General features: G+C 57.7%; 15 protein-coding genes. 12 read left to right on the top strand and 3 right to left on the bottom strand.

The window, feature by feature from the left end; all coding sequences use genetic code 11:
• From Q8N04_04715 to Q8N04_04675, 9 genes are all read left to right on the top strand, one after another.
• Positions 1–1,850 (top strand): RHS repeat-associated core domain-containing protein (locus Q8N04_04715; GenBank protein ID MDP3089955.1); only part of this gene is annotated, 1,850 nt, incomplete at its 5' end.
• A 460-nt stretch (positions 1,851–2,310) separates the two neighbouring features.
• Positions 2,311–4,500, top strand: coding sequence for an RHS repeat-associated core domain-containing protein (locus tag Q8N04_04710; GenBank protein MDP3089954.1), 2,190 nt, complete (start codon positions 2,311–2,313; stop codon positions 4,498–4,500).
• Positions 4,501–4,889: 389 nt separating this feature from the next.
• Complete coding sequence (locus Q8N04_04705; protein MDP3089953.1) at positions 4,890–5,042, top strand: hypothetical protein; 153 nt, start codon at positions 4,890–4,892, stop codon at positions 5,040–5,042.
• 52 nt (positions 5,043–5,094) lie between these two features.
• Positions 5,095–5,466, top strand: coding sequence for an RHS repeat domain-containing protein (locus Q8N04_04700; GenBank protein ID MDP3089952.1), 372 nt, complete (start codon positions 5,095–5,097; stop codon positions 5,464–5,466).
• 117 nt (positions 5,467–5,583) lie between these two features.
• Positions 5,584–7,002, top strand: a complete 1,419-nt coding sequence (gene accC / locus Q8N04_04695; GenBank protein ID MDP3089951.1) for an acetyl-CoA carboxylase biotin carboxylase subunit — start codon at positions 5,584–5,586, stop codon at positions 7,000–7,002.
• A gap of 62 nt (positions 7,003–7,064) precedes the next feature.
• On the top strand, positions 7,065–9,023 hold the full coding sequence (gene oadA, locus Q8N04_04690; GenBank protein ID MDP3089950.1) for a sodium-extruding oxaloacetate decarboxylase subunit alpha: 1,959 nt from the start codon (positions 7,065–7,067) through the stop codon (positions 9,021–9,023).
• Between the two features lie 75 nt (positions 9,024–9,098).
• A complete protein-coding gene (locus tag Q8N04_04685; GenBank protein MDP3089949.1) occupies positions 9,099–9,989 on the top strand; it encodes an alpha/beta fold hydrolase in 891 nt (296 codons plus the stop codon).
• A gap of 60 nt (positions 9,990–10,049) precedes the next feature.
• Complete coding sequence (tpx, locus tag Q8N04_04680) at positions 10,050–10,718, top strand: thiol peroxidase (GenBank protein MDP3089948.1); 669 nt, start codon at positions 10,050–10,052, stop codon at positions 10,716–10,718.
• Between the two features lies 1 nt (position 10,719).
• Entirely contained in the window at positions 10,720–11,130 is a 411-nt protein-coding gene (locus tag Q8N04_04675) for an FAD-dependent oxidoreductase (GenBank protein MDP3089947.1), read from the top strand.
• On the opposite strand, the gene ltrA is transcribed toward Q8N04_04675, so the two are convergent.
• The 3 genes from ltrA to Q8N04_04660 all read right to left on the bottom strand — a co-directional run bounded on the left by ltrA (position 11,088) and on the right by Q8N04_04660 (position 14,474).
• Complete coding sequence (ltrA, locus tag Q8N04_04670) at positions 11,088–12,431, bottom strand: group II intron reverse transcriptase/maturase (GenBank protein MDP3089946.1); 1,344 nt, start codon at positions 12,429–12,431, stop codon at positions 11,088–11,090. The genes Q8N04_04675 and ltrA overlap by 43 nt on opposite strands.
• A 471-nt stretch (positions 12,432–12,902) precedes the next feature.
• Positions 12,903–13,721, bottom strand: a complete 819-nt coding sequence (locus Q8N04_04665) for a serine protease (protein ID MDP3089945.1) — start codon at positions 13,719–13,721, stop codon at positions 12,903–12,905.
• 531 nt (positions 13,722–14,252) lie between these two features.
• Entirely contained in the window at positions 14,253–14,474 is a 222-nt protein-coding gene (locus Q8N04_04660; protein MDP3089944.1) for a hypothetical protein, read from the bottom strand.
• A 597-nt stretch (positions 14,475–15,071) separates the two neighbouring features.
• Between Q8N04_04660 and Q8N04_04655 the strand changes: the two genes are divergently transcribed.
• The 3 genes from Q8N04_04655 (at position 15,072) to Q8N04_04645 (ending at position 18,700) form a co-directional block, all read left to right on the top strand.
• Entirely contained in the window at positions 15,072–15,875 is an 804-nt protein-coding gene (locus tag Q8N04_04655) for an OmpA family protein (GenBank protein ID MDP3089943.1), read from the top strand.
• Between the two features lie 87 nt (positions 15,876–15,962).
• On the top strand, positions 15,963–18,056 hold the full coding sequence (locus Q8N04_04650) for a marine proteobacterial sortase target protein (protein ID MDP3089942.1): 2,094 nt from the start codon (positions 15,963–15,965) through the stop codon (positions 18,054–18,056).
• Positions 18,053–18,700 carry a class GN sortase gene (locus Q8N04_04645; GenBank protein MDP3089941.1) on the top strand — a complete coding sequence of 216 codons (648 nt, stop codon included), beginning with the start codon at positions 18,053–18,055 and terminating at the stop codon, positions 18,698–18,700. Before Q8N04_04650 ends, Q8N04_04645 begins: the two co-directional genes overlap by 4 nt.
• Positions 18,701–18,886 lie beyond the last annotated feature (186 nt).

The following is an 18,886-nucleotide window of genomic DNA, read 5'->3' as shown; positions in this document are numbered from 1 at the left end:
TGCGATTCTACGACGCCGTGTCCCGCCTGGTGGCCATCGTGGATGCACGAGGGAAGAGCACGCAATTTACCTACGATAATTTGAATCGGGTGACGCAGATTCACGATGCGATCAACGGGATCACGGCCTTCACCTATGATCCGAATGGCAATTTGCTGACGGTCACGGACGCGAAAAGCCAAGTCACCACCTACACCTACGACAATATGGATCGTCTGGCCACGAGGAAGGACGCGCTCAATAGGCAGGAGTCATATCAATATGATCTGGCCGGCAACCTGGCTCAGTTCACCGACCGGAAGAATCAAGTCACGACGTTCCAATACGATGCCTTGAATCGGAGAACCAGCGCGACCTATGCCGATGCGACGACCACATTCACGTACGACACAGTCGGACGGTTGGTGAAGGCGAGCGACACGGCCACTGGTGCCGGCACTATCGACTTTGCCTACGACATCCTAGATCGCCTCATCCAAGAAACCACTCCGCAAGGCACGGTTAGTTATCAGTACGACGTGCTGGGCAGACGCACACAGATGACGGCGAACGGCCAGCAGCCAACGAGCTATCAATACGATGGTGCCTCTCGTCTCACCCGCGTGGCCCAGGGTAGTCTCTTCGCCGCGCTGGGCTATGACAATGCCAATCGCCGCACGAGCCTCGGCTATTCGAACGGAACCACGACCAGTTACGCCTACGATCTGGCCTCACGCCTCACGAGCATCGCGCACAATGGACCTTCCGGTCTCATTGAGTCGTTAACGTATACCTACGATGCCGCAGGCAATCGGTTCAGCGCTGACAGAACCAATGGGACTGCGAGCCTCTTACCGAGTGCGGTAGCCAGTGCGGCCTACGACGCCGCGAATGAACAGACGCAATTTGCCGGTGCCACGCTCACGTACGATGCGAATGGCAATCTGACGAACGATGGCCTGAATACCTATCAGTGGGACGCGCGGAATCGGCTGATCGGCATGAGTGGTGGGTCCACGGCCACCTTCGTTTACGATCCACTCGGTCGGCGAGCCAGCAAGACCATCAACGGTACAAGCACCCAGTTCGCCTATGACGGGAATGACATCGCCACAGAGATCGGCGGGGGAACGGTTGGGGCCAATTATCTCCGAAGCCTGAACATCGATGAACCATTTATTCGGCAGACGAGTGCAGGGAATGAGCACTACCATACCGATGCCCTCGGGAGCTCACTCGTGCTTAGCGATGCGACCGGTGAATCTGTGGCCACCTATGGGTACGAGCCGTTTGGCAAGACCACCAGCACAGGAAGTTCGTCGAATGCGCTGCAGTATACTGGGCGGGAAAGTGACGGCACGGGTTTCTACTACTACCGTGCACGGTATTACTCTCCAAAGACGCATCGGTTCATTGGTGAAGATCCGATCGGACTTTATGCCGGACCCAACTTTTACTCTTTGGCGAGAAATAGGGTTACTAGGTATAGAGATCCTTTTGGGCTAGATCCATTTGCCCTCAACAAATTTGATCTTGGAGTTGCGTATACATTTTTGATAGACGGGATGCAATGTACGATACAGTCAGGATGCAAAGACACAACAACCATCCCGCCAGAAATAAAAGTTCAAATGCAGGGATCCTACAATCAACCGCCCGATAACTTGAATCCTGTTAACATCAACGCTACCGCTTACACATGGACGCTACCACCCCCGTTTTCAACTTACGGATTGGGATTTGAACTTTCAGTTGGAACCTACATATATGACAACCCTAATCCTGGACCTGGAAGCCAAACCACCCTTCAGGGAGGACTATCGGTTGGTTTAGGAATTGGAATAGGGCCCAGAATTAGCATCCAGCGGTGAGGGAATGGGAAAAACGATCATGTGCCAGGGGATCCAAGTCTAATTGAATGCTTGACGAGAATAGATATGGGAAGAGATAGAGGCTGAAATGCAAGAACCTAGCAATTACCAACTCCTCAAAGAAATTGTGTTGCTCTGGCTTTTCGTGGGCTTCGGAATGGGCCTAATAGTTGTGACAAGGAAAGGCCGAAATTTTTCACTTGACCCTCCAGAGCCATTCCTAACTTGGAAGTCTCGATCGACTCTTGCACGATTGCTTGGCAGACGAGGAGAGGCTTATGCCTACTATATTTTTGGCGGCCTGCTTATTCTCGTTGCGGGCATCCTAATCATTCAAAGGCTGATAGTTCTCGCGCATCGACTTGGCTATGAATGAGAGATGGGGGCGTTGCTTGACTTTGAGGAAAGAAAATAGGGACAGGCTGAATTTCTGATGACTGCTATGGCTGAAAAAGAACCAATGAGCGTTGATCTCGGTGGGGATGCGACTGCTTGCCTCACTAACATCACCGATGCCCTGAATCAAAACACCCGCTTCACCTATGATTCAGTCACCGGGAACATGCTCACCACCCTCGATCCGCTCTTGCATGCGACGAACATCACGTATAACCCATTCGGTCAGCCGATTACGGTCACCGACGCGCTGAACCATACGACCACCTTCGAGTACGACGAAGTCGGCAACCTCATTGCCACCATCGATCCGTTGGGCAACCGGACATTGCGATTCTACGACGCCGTGTCCCGCCTGGTGGCGATCGTGGACGCGCGAGGCAAGAGCACGCAGTTTACCTATGACAATCTCAATCGGGTGACAGAGATTCACGATGGGATCAACGGGATCACGGCCTTCACCTATGATCCGAATGGCAATCTGCTCGCCGTCACGGATGCCAAAAACCAGACAACCACCTACACGTACGACAATATGGATCGATTGGCCACGAGAAAAGATGCGCTGAATCGGACCGAGAGTTACCAGTACGATCTAGCCGGAAACCTGGCACAGTTCACCGACCGGAAGAATCACGTCACCACCTTCCAATACGATGCCTTGAATCGGAGAACCAGCGCGACCTATGCCGATGCGACGACCACATTCACGTACGACACAGTCGGACGATTGGTGAAGGCGAGCGACACGGCGACAGGTGCCGGCACCATTGATTTCGCCTATGACATCTTGGATCGCCTCATCCAAGAAACCACGCCACAAGGCACCGTCGCCTATCAATACGACGTGCTGGGCAGGCGCACCCAGATGACGGCGAACGGCCAGCAGCCGACCACATATGAATATGATGCCGCGAGCCGTCTGACCCGCGTGGCCCAGGGCAGTCTCTTCGCCGCGCTGGGCTATGACAATGCCAATCGTCGCGCCAGTCTCGCGTACTCGAACGGAACCACGACCAGTTACGCCTACGATCTGGCCTCACGCCTCACGAGCATCGCCCACAACGGCCCAAGCGGCATCATCGACGCGCTCACCTACACCTACGATGCCGCAGGGAATCGCTTCAGTGCCACCCGTACAAATGGTACAGCGAGTCTGCTGCCAAATCCCGTGGCCTCTACCGCCTATGATGCGGCAAATGAGCAAACACAGTTTGCAGGCGCAGTACTGACCTATGACAATAATGGAAACCTGACGAGCGATGGCCTGAACACCTACCAATGGGATGCCAGGAACCGACTGATCGGCATGAGCGGTGGGGCCACGGCTTCATTCGCCTACGATCCGCTCGGGCGGCGGGCGAGTAAAACGATCAACGGTACAAACACTCAGTTTGCCTACGACGGCAACGATATCGCCGTCGAGATCGGCGGAGGAACAGTTGGGGCCAATTATCTCCGAAGCCTGAACATTGATGAACCATTTATTCGGCAGACGAGTGCAGGGAATGAGCACTACCATACCGATGCACTCGGGAGTTCGTTAGCCTTGAGCGATGCCAGCGGCGCGGCGGTCATGAGCTATGGGTACGAGCCGTTTGGCAAGACCACCAGCACAGGCAGTTCGTCGAATGCGTTGCAGTACACGGGACGGGAAAATGATGGGGCGGGACTGTACTTCTACCGAGCTAGATACTACAGCCAGACTCGAGGACGGTTTATTGCCGAAGATCCGCTCGAATTCAGCGCGGGCGACATAAACCTCTATAGATACGTGGCCAATAACCCAATCAATCACAGCGATCCATCTGGACTTATTTTGGAACATCTCTTCCCCGGCCCCTTGGATGCGCATTCTAACGTTGCCATTAGCCCCTCACAATTTGTGCACCATGTTGGAAATCAGAATTTACACGACATCATGCATGCCGGAGACGGGCAATCACTGCGGAGTGATAGAAGTGCTGGCGGGCCGCTCAATGACTTTCGTTACGTAAGAGACCCTGCTGGTCCTAATGCCATCATAGACATGAGGCATTTCTTGGTGATTGGACAACAAGGAGAAACTGTAGGCCTTGGTGTTGAAATAGTCCAAGCTTTAGGCGGCGATATAAAGAGCGCTTTCGACCCACAAGACTTTTTTTCCAATGCACTTGGAAAGCAGTTTTTCAACACGCATGACCCAAGCAAGCCGTTGGGCCCTCAGCTAGATGAGTTTTTCAAACAACGTCGGAAGCTTGGTGGGCGCAAATAGATGAACGACATAATAAAACACCGGGCCAAAATCATCCTCTGCTGCGGAACTCTTCTGCTGCTGGCAGGCTTTTATTTGTGGAACAGTGGATATCGTGAGTTAGTGCAAAAGTGTAAGAGAGTAGAACTTGGAACTAGCGAGGAACAGGCTGTCCAGGTACTAGGCCCTCCAGGAAGGAAGCGAATTAGTGACCGACAGGGTCGGAAAGTTCGATCATTGGAGTATGACGCCCCTGCAATAGCGGCGATGGCACCCTACGTTGTTATTGACGATCTGACAGGCCATGTCATTGAGGTTGCATGTGATGATGAGCATCACCTCCGGCAATAAGGAAAGAAAAATAGGGGGCAGGCTGAGTTTCTATGATGGCTGTAGCTGAACGAGAGTCGATGCGTGTGGATCTAGATGGCGATGCGACTGACTGCCTTGCCAGGATCACCGACGCCAAGAACCAGACGACGACCTACGTCTATGACAACAGGAAAGAAAAGGGGAAAGAAAAGGGGACAGGCTACTTTTCCGGCGAAGCTTGGGCGGGATGAAGTTTCTGAATCGAAGCACGAGTGAGTCCTTTTCAGTGATGAAAGATCTTCGATGAAGCAGATGGCGTTCTCAAAAGTGCTGACGATCGTGGCCTGTGTGCTGATGCTGTGTGTGTCGGTCTCGACGCTAGCGGTCGCCGACCAGGCGCAGTACATCTATGACGATCTGGGCCGTCTGTCGCAAGTCATCGACGGGCAGGGAAACGTCGCAACGTACACCTATGACGCGGTCGGGAATCTGCTCTCCATCACGCGCAACACCGGCGGGGTCGGTGCGCCGACGATCACGGGTTTGACGCCGAACACCGGCAATGCGGGCGCGTCGGTCACGGTCTCCATTACCGGCACCAATCTCACCGGCGCGGCTTTGGCGACGGACAACCCCGGCATCCTCGTGCGCAACGTCCTCACCACGCCGACCTAGCCCCTCTTCCCCGCCCCGATCCCTCGACAGGACTTTTGACTCTATGCTAGGTTACGCGCTCCCTTGCGCCGGACTTGGCCGTGTGCGGGGTCTGCTGTGGATCAGGTCAGTGCTCGTATGTTTAAGAAAATTCTAGTCGCAAATCGCGGCGAAATTGCCATGCGCATCATCCGCGCCTGCCGCGAGCTGAATATTGCTACGGCCGCCATCTATTCCGAAGCCGATTCGACCGGCATCTACGTCAAGAAGGCCGATGAAGCCTACCTGGTCGGTCCCGGCCCCGTGAAGGGCTTCCTCGATAAACAACAGATCGTCGACCTCGCCCTCAGAATCGGAGCCGATGCCATCCATCCCGGATACGGCTTTCTTTCTGAAAACGCGGAGTTTGCCGAGCTGTGCCAGACCTCCGGCATTACCTTCATTGGACCCTCTCCATCCGCCATCAACGCCATGGGGAGCAAAATCAAAGCCCGCGACCTCGCAAAAGAAATCGGAGTTCCGGTCGTCCCTGGTACCGAAGGCGGCGTCACGGATATCAAAGAGGCCCTGGCCTTCGCCAAAGAAGCCGGCTATCCGGTCATGATCAAAGCCAGCGCCGGCGGTGGAGGACGCGGACTCCGCGTCGTCCGGACGGATGCCGAGCTGCGTGAAAATATGGAAGTGGCCTCCCGCGAGGCATTGGCCGCGTTCGGAGACGGCGCGGTATTCATTGAGAAATATGTGGAGCGCCCGCATCACATTGAGTTCCAAATCCTCGGCGACAAGCATGGCAATATTATCCACCTGGGCGAGCGGGATTGCTCCATTCAACGCCGCCATCAGAAACTCATCGAAATTGCACCATCCTTGATCCTGACCCCGCGACTGCGAGCCGAAATGGGTGCGGCCGCCATCCAGATCGCAAAAGCCGTTTCCTATGACAATGCCGGTACCGTCGAGTTCCTGCTCGATCAGGACGGCCGATATTACTTCATGGAGATGAACCCACGGATTCAGGTCGAGCACACGGTGACCGAACAGATCACCGCCATCGATATTGTGCGCAACCAAATCTCCATCGCCGCAGGCAAACCGCTGGACATTCAGCAATCGGACGTCACGTTGCAGGGTCATTCCATTCAATGCCGGATCAACGCCGAAGACCCGCGCAATAACTTCAGGCCCTGCACAGGCACCATTACCGCCTATCTGTCACCGGGCGGCATCGGCGTCCGCATCGACGGTGCCGTGTACAAGGATTACACCGTTTCGCCTTACTACGACGCGCTGCTGGCGAAGTTGACCGTCCGCGGACGGACGTGGGAAGAAACCGTGAGCCGTATGCGCCGGTCCCTGGAAGAATATGTGCTGCGAGGCGTCAAGACCACGATCCCCTTTATGAAGGCGATTATGCAGGATCAGGACTTCCGGGCCGGACGGTTCGATACCTCCTATCTTGATACGCATCCGGACCTCTTCAACTACGACGACGTGGAACAGCCGGAAGACCTGGTTCTGGCCATCGCTGCGGCTATCGCCGCCTACGAAGGCCTCTAGCCGGGTTGGCCGAAACCACCTGACAACACACGCACCACACCTATTAAGGGCACGCAACGACGATGGCGGCACGAAAACCAGCAAAGTCAAAGAAAGCAGTGATCAAGAAACCCGCTCGCGGACCGGTCGTGCGCACCTCGCGGACGAAGACAGCCAAACCGGCCGAGGTTCAACTTCAGCCCTCCCCCGGACACAAGGTCCTGATCACCGATGTCGCCCTGCGCGACGGACATCAATCGCTCCTCGCCACGCGCATGCGCACCGAGGACATGCTGCCGATCGCGCAAAAGCTGGACGCCGTCGGCTATTGGTCTCTCGAAGTGTGGGGCGGCGCGACGTTCGATACCTGTTTGCGCTTCCTGAAAGAAGATCCCTGGGAACGGCTGAGAGCACTGCGGGCAGCCATGCCCAATACCCGGCTACAGATGTTGTTGCGCGGGCAGAACCTCGTCGGCTACCGGCATTACGCCGACGACGTCCTGGAACGGTTCATCGAGCGATCCGCAGCCAACGGCATCGACGTCTTCCGCATCTTCGACGCCCTGAACGACGTCCGCAACATGGACCGCGCCATTCGGGAGGTCAAAGCCTGCGGCAAGCATGTCGAAGCGGCCATCAGCTATACGGTCAGTCCGGTCCACAGCGTCGACCGGTTCGTGAGCATGGCCAAACAATTGGAAGACCTCGGCACCGATACGCTTTGCGTCAAAGACATGGCCGGCTTGCTGGAGCCGATGGAGGCCTATCACCTCATCAAGCGCCTGAAAAGCGCCGTGAAAGTCCCGATCCATTTGCACTCGCATTACACCTCCGGCATGTCCTCGATGTCCGCCCTCATGGCGATCCTCGGCGGGCTCGATATGCTCGACACCGCCATATCGCCGTTGTCCGGAGGGACATCGCATCCGGCAACGGAAACGCTGGTCGCATCGCTTAAAAATACGCCCTACGACACCGGACTGGACCTGGCCACCTTCCTGCCGATCACCGAACATTTCCGGACCGTGCGCCGCAAGTATCGCCAGTTCGAAAGCGATTTCACCGGGGTCGATGCCGAAATCCTGACGTCGCAGATTCCCGGCGGCATGCTGTCGAACCTGGCGGCGCAGTTGACGGAACAAGACGCCCTGGATCGCATGAAAGAAGTGCTCGATGAAGTCCCGCGTGTCAGAAAAGACATGGGCTACCCGCCGTTAGTGACTCCGACGAGCCAGATCGTCGGCACGCAAGCGACCCTGAATGTGCTGACCGGCGAGCGCTACAAAGTGATCACGACCGAAACGAAGAATTACTTCCTCGGACTCTATGGCCGCGCTCCGGGACAAGTCGATCATGACATCATGGCCAGGGCCATCGGCGACGAAGAACCGATCAAGACCAGGCCGGCCGACCGGCTGGAGCCCGAATTGGAAGCCAGCAAGAAAGAGATGCCGGCCTCGGCCGAGTCTGTGGAAGATCAGCTCTCGTTCGTGCTCTTCCCCGCCATCGCGCGTGACTTCTTCGAGGCCCGCGAAAAGGGCGAGCTGACTCCGGATCCACTGGAAGCCACGATGGCCAAAGGTCCCGCCGTTGCGGGTGAGCTGCACTTGGCGCCGGTGGAATTCAACATCACCGTCCACGGCGAATCCTACCATGTGAAACTCTCCGGGTCAGGCCGCAAGGTCGACGGACGGAAGCCCTACTACATTCGCGTGAACGACAAGCTGGAAGAAGTGTCGTTGGAACCGATTCAGGAAGTGCTCGCCGGCGTGCCGGAGGCTCCTGACACCGGCACGGGATCGAAGCCCAAGCGGCCGCGCCCCTCTAAACCCGGCGATGTCGCGCCGCCGATGCCCGGACGTGTCGTGAAAATCCTCGTTGCGAAAGACGATCGCGTGAAAACCGGCGACCCCCTCCTGATCATCGAGGCCATGAAAATGGAAAGCCGGGTTCCCGCACCGATCGACGGCAAGGTATCGGCCATCCTCGCGGCTGAAGGTGATAACGTCAAGACCGACGAGACCGTCATCCAGTTGGAATAAATCGACCAGCGCCACCCACATCCAAGGTCGTCTGTGCAGGCCTTCCTTCGAATCATCATCGGTGGAATTTTCTGCATGCTCGCTGCATCCTGCACCACACCCGATACATTGCCGCTCTGGTTCGACGCCGTCGAACACTACCCCGTCAACAGCGTCACCGTGAATGGCCAGCGCATCGCCTACCTCGACAGAGGCACCGGCCCGGTGGTTGTCCTGATCCACGGGTTCGGCGGATCGATGTGGCAGTGGGAACATCAGCAGTCTGCGCTCGAACCACACTTCCGGGTCATTACGCCGGATCTCCCAGGATCAGGCCTTTCCGACAAACCGGACATCGCCTACACACCGGAAGACATGCTGCAATTTCTGGTTGGATTTCTGGATGCCCTTCGAATTCCTCAGGCCTCGCTGGCGGGCAATTCCATGGGAGCAGGACTGGCCATCGGCATGGCGCTGGATCACCCGGACCGCGTGTCGAAGCTCGTGCTGATCAGCGGGCTCCCGCCACAGGTCATGGAACACTTGATCAATCCCTCGATCAAGCGAGCGCTGACCACCAGCACGCCGTCCTGGCTCGTCTCGTTCGGGAACTGGCTGTTCGGCGGCCTCATGATCGACAAAATTCTCAAGGAGATCGTCTATGACCATACGCTCCTCACCCCGGCAGTCCTCGAGCGATCGAACAGAAATCGCCAGCGTCCAGGCTTGATCAAGCCGCTGATGACAGTGGGGGACAATCTGCCGGCCTGGGAAGAGCGCTATGCCCCGCGCATCAAGACGATTCCCCATCCCACCCTGATCGTCTGGGGTGAGGAGGACCACGTATTCCCCATAAAGGCCGGCAGACTACTGCACGACCTCATCCCACAGTCGACGTTTGCCAGCATCCCAAAGGCCGGTCATATTCCTCAATGGGAGCAACCCGAGCTCGTGAATGCGCAGCTCCAGTCATTCCTCCAGCCTTGAGCGTCCGGCAGCGGCAGGATATACTTTCAATACTATCTTCCCCACACCACTGCGGAGTGCATGATGACAAGACGCGGCCTTCAGGTTCTCATGATCAGCTTGTTCCTCACCAACGGACTCACCGCTTGCGGGAGCTCCGGTCGGCTCCTGGACTCAGGGTTCCCCTACAAGAATTTGCCCGTGGCCGACGGTAGTGTCGTCGCCGGCGAGGGCCATTCTGTCCTCTTCAAAGGCAGCCCCTTAATGCTGTCCGGCACCGGCGTCAAAGTCGGGGATCATCTGCGCGAGGTGAAACTGACCGATCGGGATCTCGCCTTGGTCAACATCGCCCACACCGCCGGATCGGGGAAAGTTCGGATCATCAGTGTCGTCCCCTCGATCGACACCAAGGTCTGCGAACAACAAACCCATCAGCTCAGCGAAAAGAATCATGGCTTGGACAAGATGGTCGAGCTCATCACCGTGAGCATCGACACCCCGTTCGCCCAGAAGCGTTTTGCGGAAGAGGCCAAGATTCGCAACGTCACGTTTCTCTCGGATTATCGCGGCGCCGATTTCGGAAAAACCCATGGCCTCTTTCTGCGCGATCCGCATTTCCTGGCCAGAACCGTCATGGTCGTTGATGCACAGAACGTGATCCGCTATCTGCAAATCACCCCGGAAATCGCCCAACTCCCCGATCTCGACGAAGCCTTCAAGTTCGCCCGCTCCCTGGTGACCACCAGCTGAGATGGCCAACTATGACCTCCTGGTGATCGGCACCGGCCCCGCCGGGCAAAAAGCCGCCGTGCAGGCGGCCAAACTCGGCAAGAAGGTCGGCATCATCGAGCGCAAAGCCGTCGTCGGCGGCGTGTGCATCAACACCGGCACGATCCCCAGCAAATCGCTCCGCGAGGCCGTTCTCTATCTGTCCGGCTTTCGGCAACGCACTCTCTACGGGGCAGAGTATCGCGTCAAAGACACGATCACGATCGAAGACCTGATCTTCCGGGCCACCCACGTCATTACCAATCGGGATAGGAAGAAGCCTCACGGCCCCTCCCTCCCACACCACCGGACATACGGGTCACGTATCCGGCGGTTCGATGAATTGAATTCCTACCGTGATGCAAGGCTCGGCACTCCCAGGTTCTCGAAGTAGCGCAATGGTAGCGCGACGGTCAGGGCAGGTGTCTTCGACAACCGCCACGGGCCGTGGGCCGACTTGCTGCTGTTCCACGCTTCGCGGACAGATACCCCGCGCTTGCGCAGTTCCCGATAGCCCGCCGCCCCCCATTGTTTCCAGAGATAGCAGCGCAACTTGCGTCGTACCCATTTGTCGATATCGCGCAGAGGACTCAGCACCTCGGCAATGCCGAAGTACGCTTTCCAACCAAGCAGGGTGTCTCTTAGCTCCGCAACGATAACGCGTATGCTGGTGCCTCGTGTACGACGGGTCAGCTCCCGCACCCGGTGCTTCAGCTTTTCGATGGCCTTGTCCGCCACCTTGAGCTTGGCCCCGTTGCGGCTGACCGTGAAGCCCAGGAACTTGCGGTTCATGGGCCGGTCCACCGCACTTTTCAGCACATTCACTGTGAGTCGCAGTGAGTCACTGACAAAGCGTGTCACGCTGGCCATCACCCGCTCGCCCGCTCTTTGGCTTCGGACCAGAATATTGCAGTCATCAGCGTAGCGGACAAAGCGGTGGCCGCGCCGGTCCAGTTCCCAATCCAATTCATCCAGCACCACGTTGGCCAGCACCGGCGAGAGCGGACCGCCTTGCGGCACGCCCATGGTCGTGGCTTCGATGTTACCCGCCACGCTCACGCCCGCCTTCAGATACCGATTGATCAGTCGCAGCACTGCGGCATCCGGGCAGCGAAGTTTCAGCCGCACCATCAGCCGGTCGTGATTGACCCGATCAAAGAAGGCTTGCAGGTCCATGTCCACCACCCAACCGTACCCTGCCCGGATGTTCGTTTGCACTTCGCGTACGGCCTGATGGGCCGAGCGTTGCGGTCGAAATCCGTAGCTGTAGCGGTGAAAGTGCGGCTCCCATTGCGCCGAAATAACTTGCGCGATGGCTTGCTGAATAAACCGATCCAACACTGTGGGAATTCCCAGCGGGCGAGTCTTCCCATCTGGCTTGGGAATCTCCACACGCCTGACCGGTTGCGGCCGATACTGGCCCGCTTCCAGTTGCGCACGGATTTTCGGCCAGTGATGTCGGAGGTACTCTGGCAGTTCATCGACGGTCATGCCGTCGATGCCCGGCGCGCCTTTGTTCTGGCGCACTTGCTTCAATGCCCGTTGCAGGTTGGCCCGCTCTAACACGTGGGCCAGCAACGCGTGGGGTTGAATCGACTCGGGTTGGCCTGACAATCCAGCGACGAGTTCATCCTGCGGCATGGCCGCAGCCTGCGTGGGCAGGTGCTCAGATGCAGTCCCGTCTCTCTTCGTCATGCGCCGTCGTCTTTCATCGTTCGGGCCTTCGGTGCGGGCGGCACCTACTATGCCCTCTGCTGACTTCCCCGCAGTATTCAGCGCCCGTTTCCAGACGCCCAGCTTCGATGCTCCGAAGCACCGCGGGGATCTCCCGGGGTAAGACGCGTTACCTTCACTGCATAGACGCCGGATTTACAAAATGCATCCCAACTACCGCAGATGGAGGGCTTCGCGGTCACGTGCCCGCTCGCCCCGGATGCATCACGCCTCCTATCCGGTTCTTGTTCATCGCCCCGCAGTTTCGGATTGGACTTCCTTCAGACCCCGCCTCACGGCGACGCCCTTGCCCTTCTCCTTGCCTTCGGCTCTGCGACAACCTGGCAGTCGGACTTGCACCGACTAAGTAACGCGCCATGCCCGGCGCACACGTCTAAATTCACCGGCCTGCGCGGCTTTTCGCGCAGGTCCAGTGCAATGATGGGCTCGGCATCAATTCAGCATTCCTTCAAACGCGTTCAGTTGGTCGGCCTTGATAACTATGCCAAGGTTATTGGGAATTGCTGCGACTGAGATTGGCTTCTGCTGTGTGGGAACTGTCACAACCTGTATGTCACCATGAATTGTGTGCTGAGGCCCCGCGTAAAGAATGCCCAGCAGTTTTATACGCGACCCCATAACAAGCGCATTTCTCGTTTGGTAACTTCCGATTTCAAATAGAAGCACTGGCGAGCCACTTGAGCCGGGAAAGCAGGCGGCATCAATGAGAAATTCCTTCTTCCCATTCCAGTCGTATTTGTAGTCCGACGCAAGAACGCCCTGTCTGAATATCGGCAGGTTGTTAACTTTGTCCCAGAGTCCGTTGGGATAGCCAACCATTACAATGGTTTCTAAACCCAGCATGTCATCCATATCAGATGTTTTGGGAATCAGATCTTTGTCCAATGTTAAGAAGAAGAATCTTGTGTTTGTCTTCTCGGCCTCGTGAAGCAGCGGCGCAATTGGCATTACGCATAGATCAACATCATTATCAGGATGAGGCAGCCACCGCCTCTGGAAGGAGTCAAGCTCGTAAGATTGAACCTTGCCGATAGCTGGCCCGTCCGTGCCGTTGTGTAACGTAAGGAGGAAACGGCCTTTCACCGCGCCCTCTACAACATGCTTATTGGTAACGATAACCGGAATGTGTTGCGCTTCATTACGGTTGAGGCTGTAGAAGAAACCAGTTCCTGTTCCAAGTCCGCCACCGGAAAGGTCGCACTCAATCCTCACCGTACTGTGTGCAAGTTGCTCCGCAGGGCTAAGGGGCATGGCCACTCTCCTCGATGCCGAACAATGTTTAGGCCAATCCGCATAAGAGCCAGATCTGCCAATTTCTGTCCGTATAGCACTCCACTACAGTTCGTGAACAATACGCCACGACCGTTGTCGTTTCAATGAGCTGTAACTGCGGAACTATTTATCGCGGGCGCTTATGCGGATCGGCATAACCCTCTTTCTGAATGGGTTCACAACCCGGCGAGTGGATAAGAAACGTTCGCTTGCTCACTTCATTGCGGGACTGCCGGTCGATCCTCGAATGCGCCCGTCGAACGTCCTCCTGACTCCACTTCCCCCCCACACCTTCTTCCCTGGGAGCTGCCAGACCGTCCTTCACTGAGCGCATTGAGCGACCACCGTTTCATCGTGGGGGCTCGGCGAGCAAGAAGGATGGTCTGGCGGCTCTCCGGTCCCTCTGCTCCAGGAGCAAAGGATCCGCACCGATGTCATTCAAGCCATTTTATCGTGGGGTGTCTGCGAACAAGAAGAATGGTCTGATGGGGGGAGTGAATCAGGTTCACCCTATTGGTGCTGATCGACCCACTTCTTGGCTTTTCCAAGCGCGATCACATTCGCCTTACTTTCCGTATTGCTGACCTCATGCGACTCACCCTGGAGGGTCTTCATTGGCGCTCGGCCGCCCATTGAAAGCCAGGCGAGCGCCTTTGGCATCCATCGGTCATCTCCGAGATGTTGGGAGCAGGCCTTAATCTGATGATTTTTATACGTCACCCACTCAGCCAATTCCCGCCCTCCTGTTCATCTTTTCCTATGGTGACGTTGAGGATAGCAGATACGCACCAGGTATATCCTGCGCCTCCAACGGCCACTACCGCCTAGCAACTCCCCCTTTGCCCTCTTGAGCCCACGCGTTGCGTGAGCACTACCCATGATCGTCCATCCAAGCTTACTTGTTCCCTTACTCTTAGGGGTGGCCTGGATTGGTCCTCTATTGCGCACGTGGAAGGAGCACCGCCCGCAATCTGACAATACAATAAACTCTGGCGTGCGCCTTCCGTGAGCACGGAGGACTAACCGGGCTACCCCTCTTCCCTTGCGGGGCTATCCCCGCATCCCTTGATGGGATGAATCTCCCCGCATCGCGTTCGCTACTCCCTTATTCTCTGAACCCCTGAATTTTCCTCACATCTTTTTCAATTCCTTCGCACGTTCCCACCGGCACTCCGGTTGCTCAAGCACAGGAGCGTCGGTGCGCGGCGCAAATGGCCGGAAAGGAGGTGACGCAGGAACGAGGCCGGCGAAAAAGCCAGATCGCTGCCGGGTCAGCCGACGAGAGCCACGACAACTTTCAACAATTGAACGTACGAGGAGGAAGCCATCATGCAGAAAGGTCCATCCCAGGTTTCGTCAGGCAACATCAGCCCCGCCGTCATGGGGCCGCAGAAAGACACCAAAGACATCGTCATCCTCTCCAGCCTCGTCTTGCTCCTGGCTGGCCTCTCGGCCGTGGCCTGGATCTATACCGAAACGAAAGATCCAAAGGCCCTCACCTCCCCAACAGACAAGGTTGAGTCGGCCAGGGTGTCGGAGATCCTCAAGAAGGCCAGCGGGCTCTCCCAGGCCGAAGCCTCCATCTCCCACTCCACCCCGGTGACCGCCCCGGTCTCGTCGGTGGCCGACATCATTCACAGCGACGTCTACTTCGAAGTAGGCCGCAAGGGTCTGACGGATGAAGCCAAGGCACAGTTGGCCGCCCAGGCCGACCTGCTCAAGCAGAACCAGGACTATGCCGTCTTGATCCAGGGCTATACCGACCAACAGGGGTCGGCCACCTACAACAAGAAGCTGGGGATGAAGCGGGCCGAAACCGTGAAGCAGGAGCTGCTGAACGGCGGGGTGGCCGAGCACCAGATGAAAGTCGTCAGCCTCGGTGAGGACGGCGTGCTCTGCATCGACAACAGCGACATCTGCCGGCACCTCAATCGCCGGGTGCACCTGGACATCCGCAAGATCGGCCAGGAGCACCTGGTGATCCCGGCAGTCGCCAACACCACAGCCATCGACCCGGCCGATTCGAGCATCGAGCAACAGGCCTCGGGCCTGGACGGTAGCTCGACCGGCAATGGCTCGCCCTCCTCGTCCGGTCCGGCTGTCACCACGTTCGACCCGGCATCGGGCAGCTAGTTCGCCGGGGTTAGGTTCTGCGCGAGGTGCATGCCTCGCGCAGACTAGCCTTCATCCACCATCACGACTGACACAGACGAGGACTCTATGACCAGACATCTCTTCCTTCGCACTACACTCGCCCTCTTCCTCTCGCTGGGTGCCGGCAGCCTGTCGCTGGCACCGGCCTGCGGGAACGAACTGGAACAACCGGACCAGACGATCTCCTTAAATGACGTGAAAGGCGGCAGACTGCTCTTCAAGACGAATCAGCCCGGCCGCTTTCTCCCGGCCCCCACCCTCAAGACCGACGTCCGCATCTCCGTCACCGGTCTCATCGCCCGCGCCACAGTGTCACAAGAATTCCTGAATCCGAGTCTGGAGGAAAACGCCTGGGCAGAAGGGGTCTATGTGTTCCCGCTGCCGGACCGCGCCGCGGTCGATCATCTCCGCATGAAAATCGGCGAGCGGGTCATCGAAGGCCAGATCAAGGAAAAGGCGGAAGCGAAGAAGGTCTACGAACAGGCGAAGCAGGAAGGGAAGCGCGCAAGTCTCGTCGAACAGGAACGGCCGAATATCTTCACGACCTCTGTGGCCAACATCGGCCCCGGCGAGCGCGTCACCGTCGAAATCGAATATCAGGAAACCATCCGCTACGACCAGGGCGCGTTCTCGCTGCGATTCCCCATGGTCGTCGGCCCGCGCTATATCCCCGGCACGCCGGTCGTGATGGAAGATCAGCAGCCCGGCAACGGCTGGTCGCTGGATACAGATCGCGTGCCGGATGCGTCACGGATTACTCCGCCGGTGCAGCATCCAGCCCACAGTCAGATCAGTTCGATCAACCCGGTCAGCTTGAACATCGATCTCGTTCCTGGATTCTCACTCGGCAAGCTGGAGTCGCCCTATCACCAGATTCTCGCCATCGCCGAACCGGATGGCCGGCAGCACATCACGCTGCGTGAAGACACCGTCCCGGCTGATCGTGATTTCGTCCTGACCTGGAACCCAGCCACGGGTCAGGCGCCCACCCTCTCGGTCTTTCGGGAACAGCGCGGCGATGACCAGTATGCGTTCCTGATGGCGATGCCCCCGATTGGTTCAGATCGCTCGCCGACAGCCGTGGCCCGCGAAACGATCTTCGTCATCGACACCTCCGGATCCATGTCCGGCACCTCGATTGAGCAGGCCAAGGCCGCGCTGCTGCTCGCCTTGAATCGCCTGACTACGCAGGATCGCTTCAACGTGATTCAGTTCAACAGCGTCACGCATGTGCTGTTTTCCCAGGCCCAACCGGTGAAACCGGACACGCTGCGCAAAGCCATGCACTATGTCGACAACCTCAAAGCCAACGGCGGAACGGAAATCCTCCCGGCGCTGAAGATGGCCTTGAAAGGCAGCGCCCCGGCCTCGCACCTGCGCCAGATCATCTTTCTGACGGACGGCCAGGTCGGCAATGAAGATGAGTTGTTCGAGGTTATCCGCGCGCAACTGGGCACGAGCCGCCTCTTCACCATCGGCATCGGCTCCGCGCCGAACAGCCACTTCATGCGGAAGGCGGCGGAGTTCGGACGCGGGACCTTTACCCACATCGGCAGCACCAGTGAAGTGAAAGCCCAGATGGATGCGATCTTCCGCAAGCTGGAACGGCCTGCACTGACGGATCTCCACATCGAGGGATTGGACGGTCAGATCGAGATGTTTCCCGCGCGTATTCCAGATCTCTACGAGGGCGAGCCGGTGGTCGTTGTCCTTAAAGGCGCTGCGCTTCCGGAGACCGTCACGATCCAGGGCATGATCGGGTCCGCTCCATGGACGACGCCGATCATGCTGAAACATCGGGACAGTCGTGAAGGCTTGTCCGTCTACTGGGCGAGGCAGAAGATCGCCACCCTCATGGATCAGCAGCGCTACGGCCAGGACAAGGCTGCGACGAAACAGGCGGTGATTGATATGGCTCTGCTCCATCATCTCGTCAGCAAGTACACCAGCCTGGTCGCCGTGGATGTCACGCCGGTGCGCCCGGCCGACAAGCTGCTCCAGACCCATGCGATGAAAACGAATCTGCCGGACGGGCAGGACTCTCAGGCCATCTTCGGCCTCCCCCAGACGGCCACGAGTGGGCAGCTGCAGATTCTGCTGGGCCTCGCCACGCTGCTGGCGGCCTGGTTGATGTGGAACTTGCGGGGTCGAATCGCATGAATCCGATCCGTCCTACTCCCCGGATGCTGTTTTCGCTAATACTATGCCTCCTGACTATTGGTGTATGGCAGCTCGGGGAAGGATCGTGGATTTATGCGAAGGCCGGGCTCGCGCAGCATTTGCTGCAGCGGGCCTGGTCCCGCACGCTCGCCGGAGAAGCCGGTGCGAAGCCCTGGCCCTGGGCCGATACTTGGCCGGTGGCGCGGCTGCTCGTCCCCTCGCAGCAGATTGATCAAATTGTCCTGGAAGGGGCCTATGGGAGAACGCTGGCCTTCGGCCCGGGCCACGTCGAGTCGGCGCAGCCCATCGGTTCAGCAACCAGCATCATTCTGACCGGGCATCGCGATACCCATTTCAGGTTTTTGAAGCAGCTACAACTGAACGATGTGATTGAGTTGGACACGACGACCGGCGTCCGCCGGCGCTATCGGGTGAAGACTCTTCGTATCGCAGACTCACGCAACGACTCGATCGGCATCGAGCAAGATCAGTCCCAACTTGTGCTGGTGACCTGCTATCCCTTTGAGGCGATGAAAACCGGTGGACCGCTTCGCTATGTGGTCACCGCAACGATGGAAGAAGGAAAGGATACCCTTCCGGGTATCACATGGGTCACGCCTCCTCAAAGAGGAACAGAACGTTGAAAATCGAAACAACCGAGCCAAAGACTGACCGCCTCATCTGGTCCCTCCCCTTTGTAAGCGACTGTCTTGACAGTCAAGGGTGAATGAGAGTTTTCCGCGCCTGTCACGAATTCGCGACGCACGCCGTTGGCCCAGGGCCAGAGATCGGCAGTCGACCCGACTCAGAGCAGCAGCGGCGGGCGCGGT

The organism is Nitrospira sp. (genome assembly GCA_030692565.1).
Classification (GTDB): Bacteria; Nitrospirota; Nitrospiria; order Nitrospirales; family Nitrospiraceae; genus Nitrospira_D.
This window is presented reverse-complemented; position numbering and strand designations above follow the sequence as displayed.

Excerpts from the sequence above, each read along its gene's own strand:
- Q8N04_04710 (MDP3089954.1), top strand. The coding sequence starts at position 2,311 with ATGAGCGTTGATCTCGGTGGGGATGCGACTGCTTGCCTCACTAACATC.
- Q8N04_04705 (MDP3089953.1), top strand. The coding sequence starts at position 4,890 with ATGCGTGTGGATCTAGATGGCGATGCGACTGACTGCCTTGCCAGGATC.
- Q8N04_04700 (MDP3089952.1), top strand. The coding sequence starts at position 5,095 with ATGAAGCAGATGGCGTTCTCAAAAGTGCTGACGATCGTGGCCTGTGTG.
- accC (MDP3089951.1), top strand. The coding sequence starts at position 5,584 with ATGTTTAAGAAAATTCTAGTCGCAAATCGCGGCGAAATTGCCATGCGC.
- oadA (MDP3089950.1), top strand. The coding sequence starts at position 7,065 with ATGGCGGCACGAAAACCAGCAAAGTCAAAGAAAGCAGTGATCAAGAAA.
- Q8N04_04685 (MDP3089949.1), top strand. The coding sequence starts at position 9,099 with ATGCTCGCTGCATCCTGCACCACACCCGATACATTGCCGCTCTGGTTC.
- tpx (MDP3089948.1), top strand. The coding sequence starts at position 10,050 with ATGATGACAAGACGCGGCCTTCAGGTTCTCATGATCAGCTTGTTCCTC.
- Q8N04_04675 (MDP3089947.1), top strand. The coding sequence starts at position 10,720 with ATGGCCAACTATGACCTCCTGGTGATCGGCACCGGCCCCGCCGGGCAA.
- ltrA (MDP3089946.1), bottom strand. The coding sequence starts at position 12,431 with ATGACGAAGAGAGACGGGACTGCATCTGAGCACCTGCCCACGCAGGCT.
- Q8N04_04665 (MDP3089945.1), bottom strand. The coding sequence starts at position 13,721 with ATGCCCCTTAGCCCTGCGGAGCAACTTGCACACAGTACGGTGAGGATT.
- Q8N04_04655 (MDP3089943.1), top strand. The coding sequence starts at position 15,072 with ATGCAGAAAGGTCCATCCCAGGTTTCGTCAGGCAACATCAGCCCCGCC.
- Q8N04_04650 (MDP3089942.1), top strand. The coding sequence starts at position 15,963 with ATGACCAGACATCTCTTCCTTCGCACTACACTCGCCCTCTTCCTCTCG.
- Q8N04_04645 (MDP3089941.1), top strand. The coding sequence starts at position 18,053 with ATGAATCCGATCCGTCCTACTCCCCGGATGCTGTTTTCGCTAATACTA.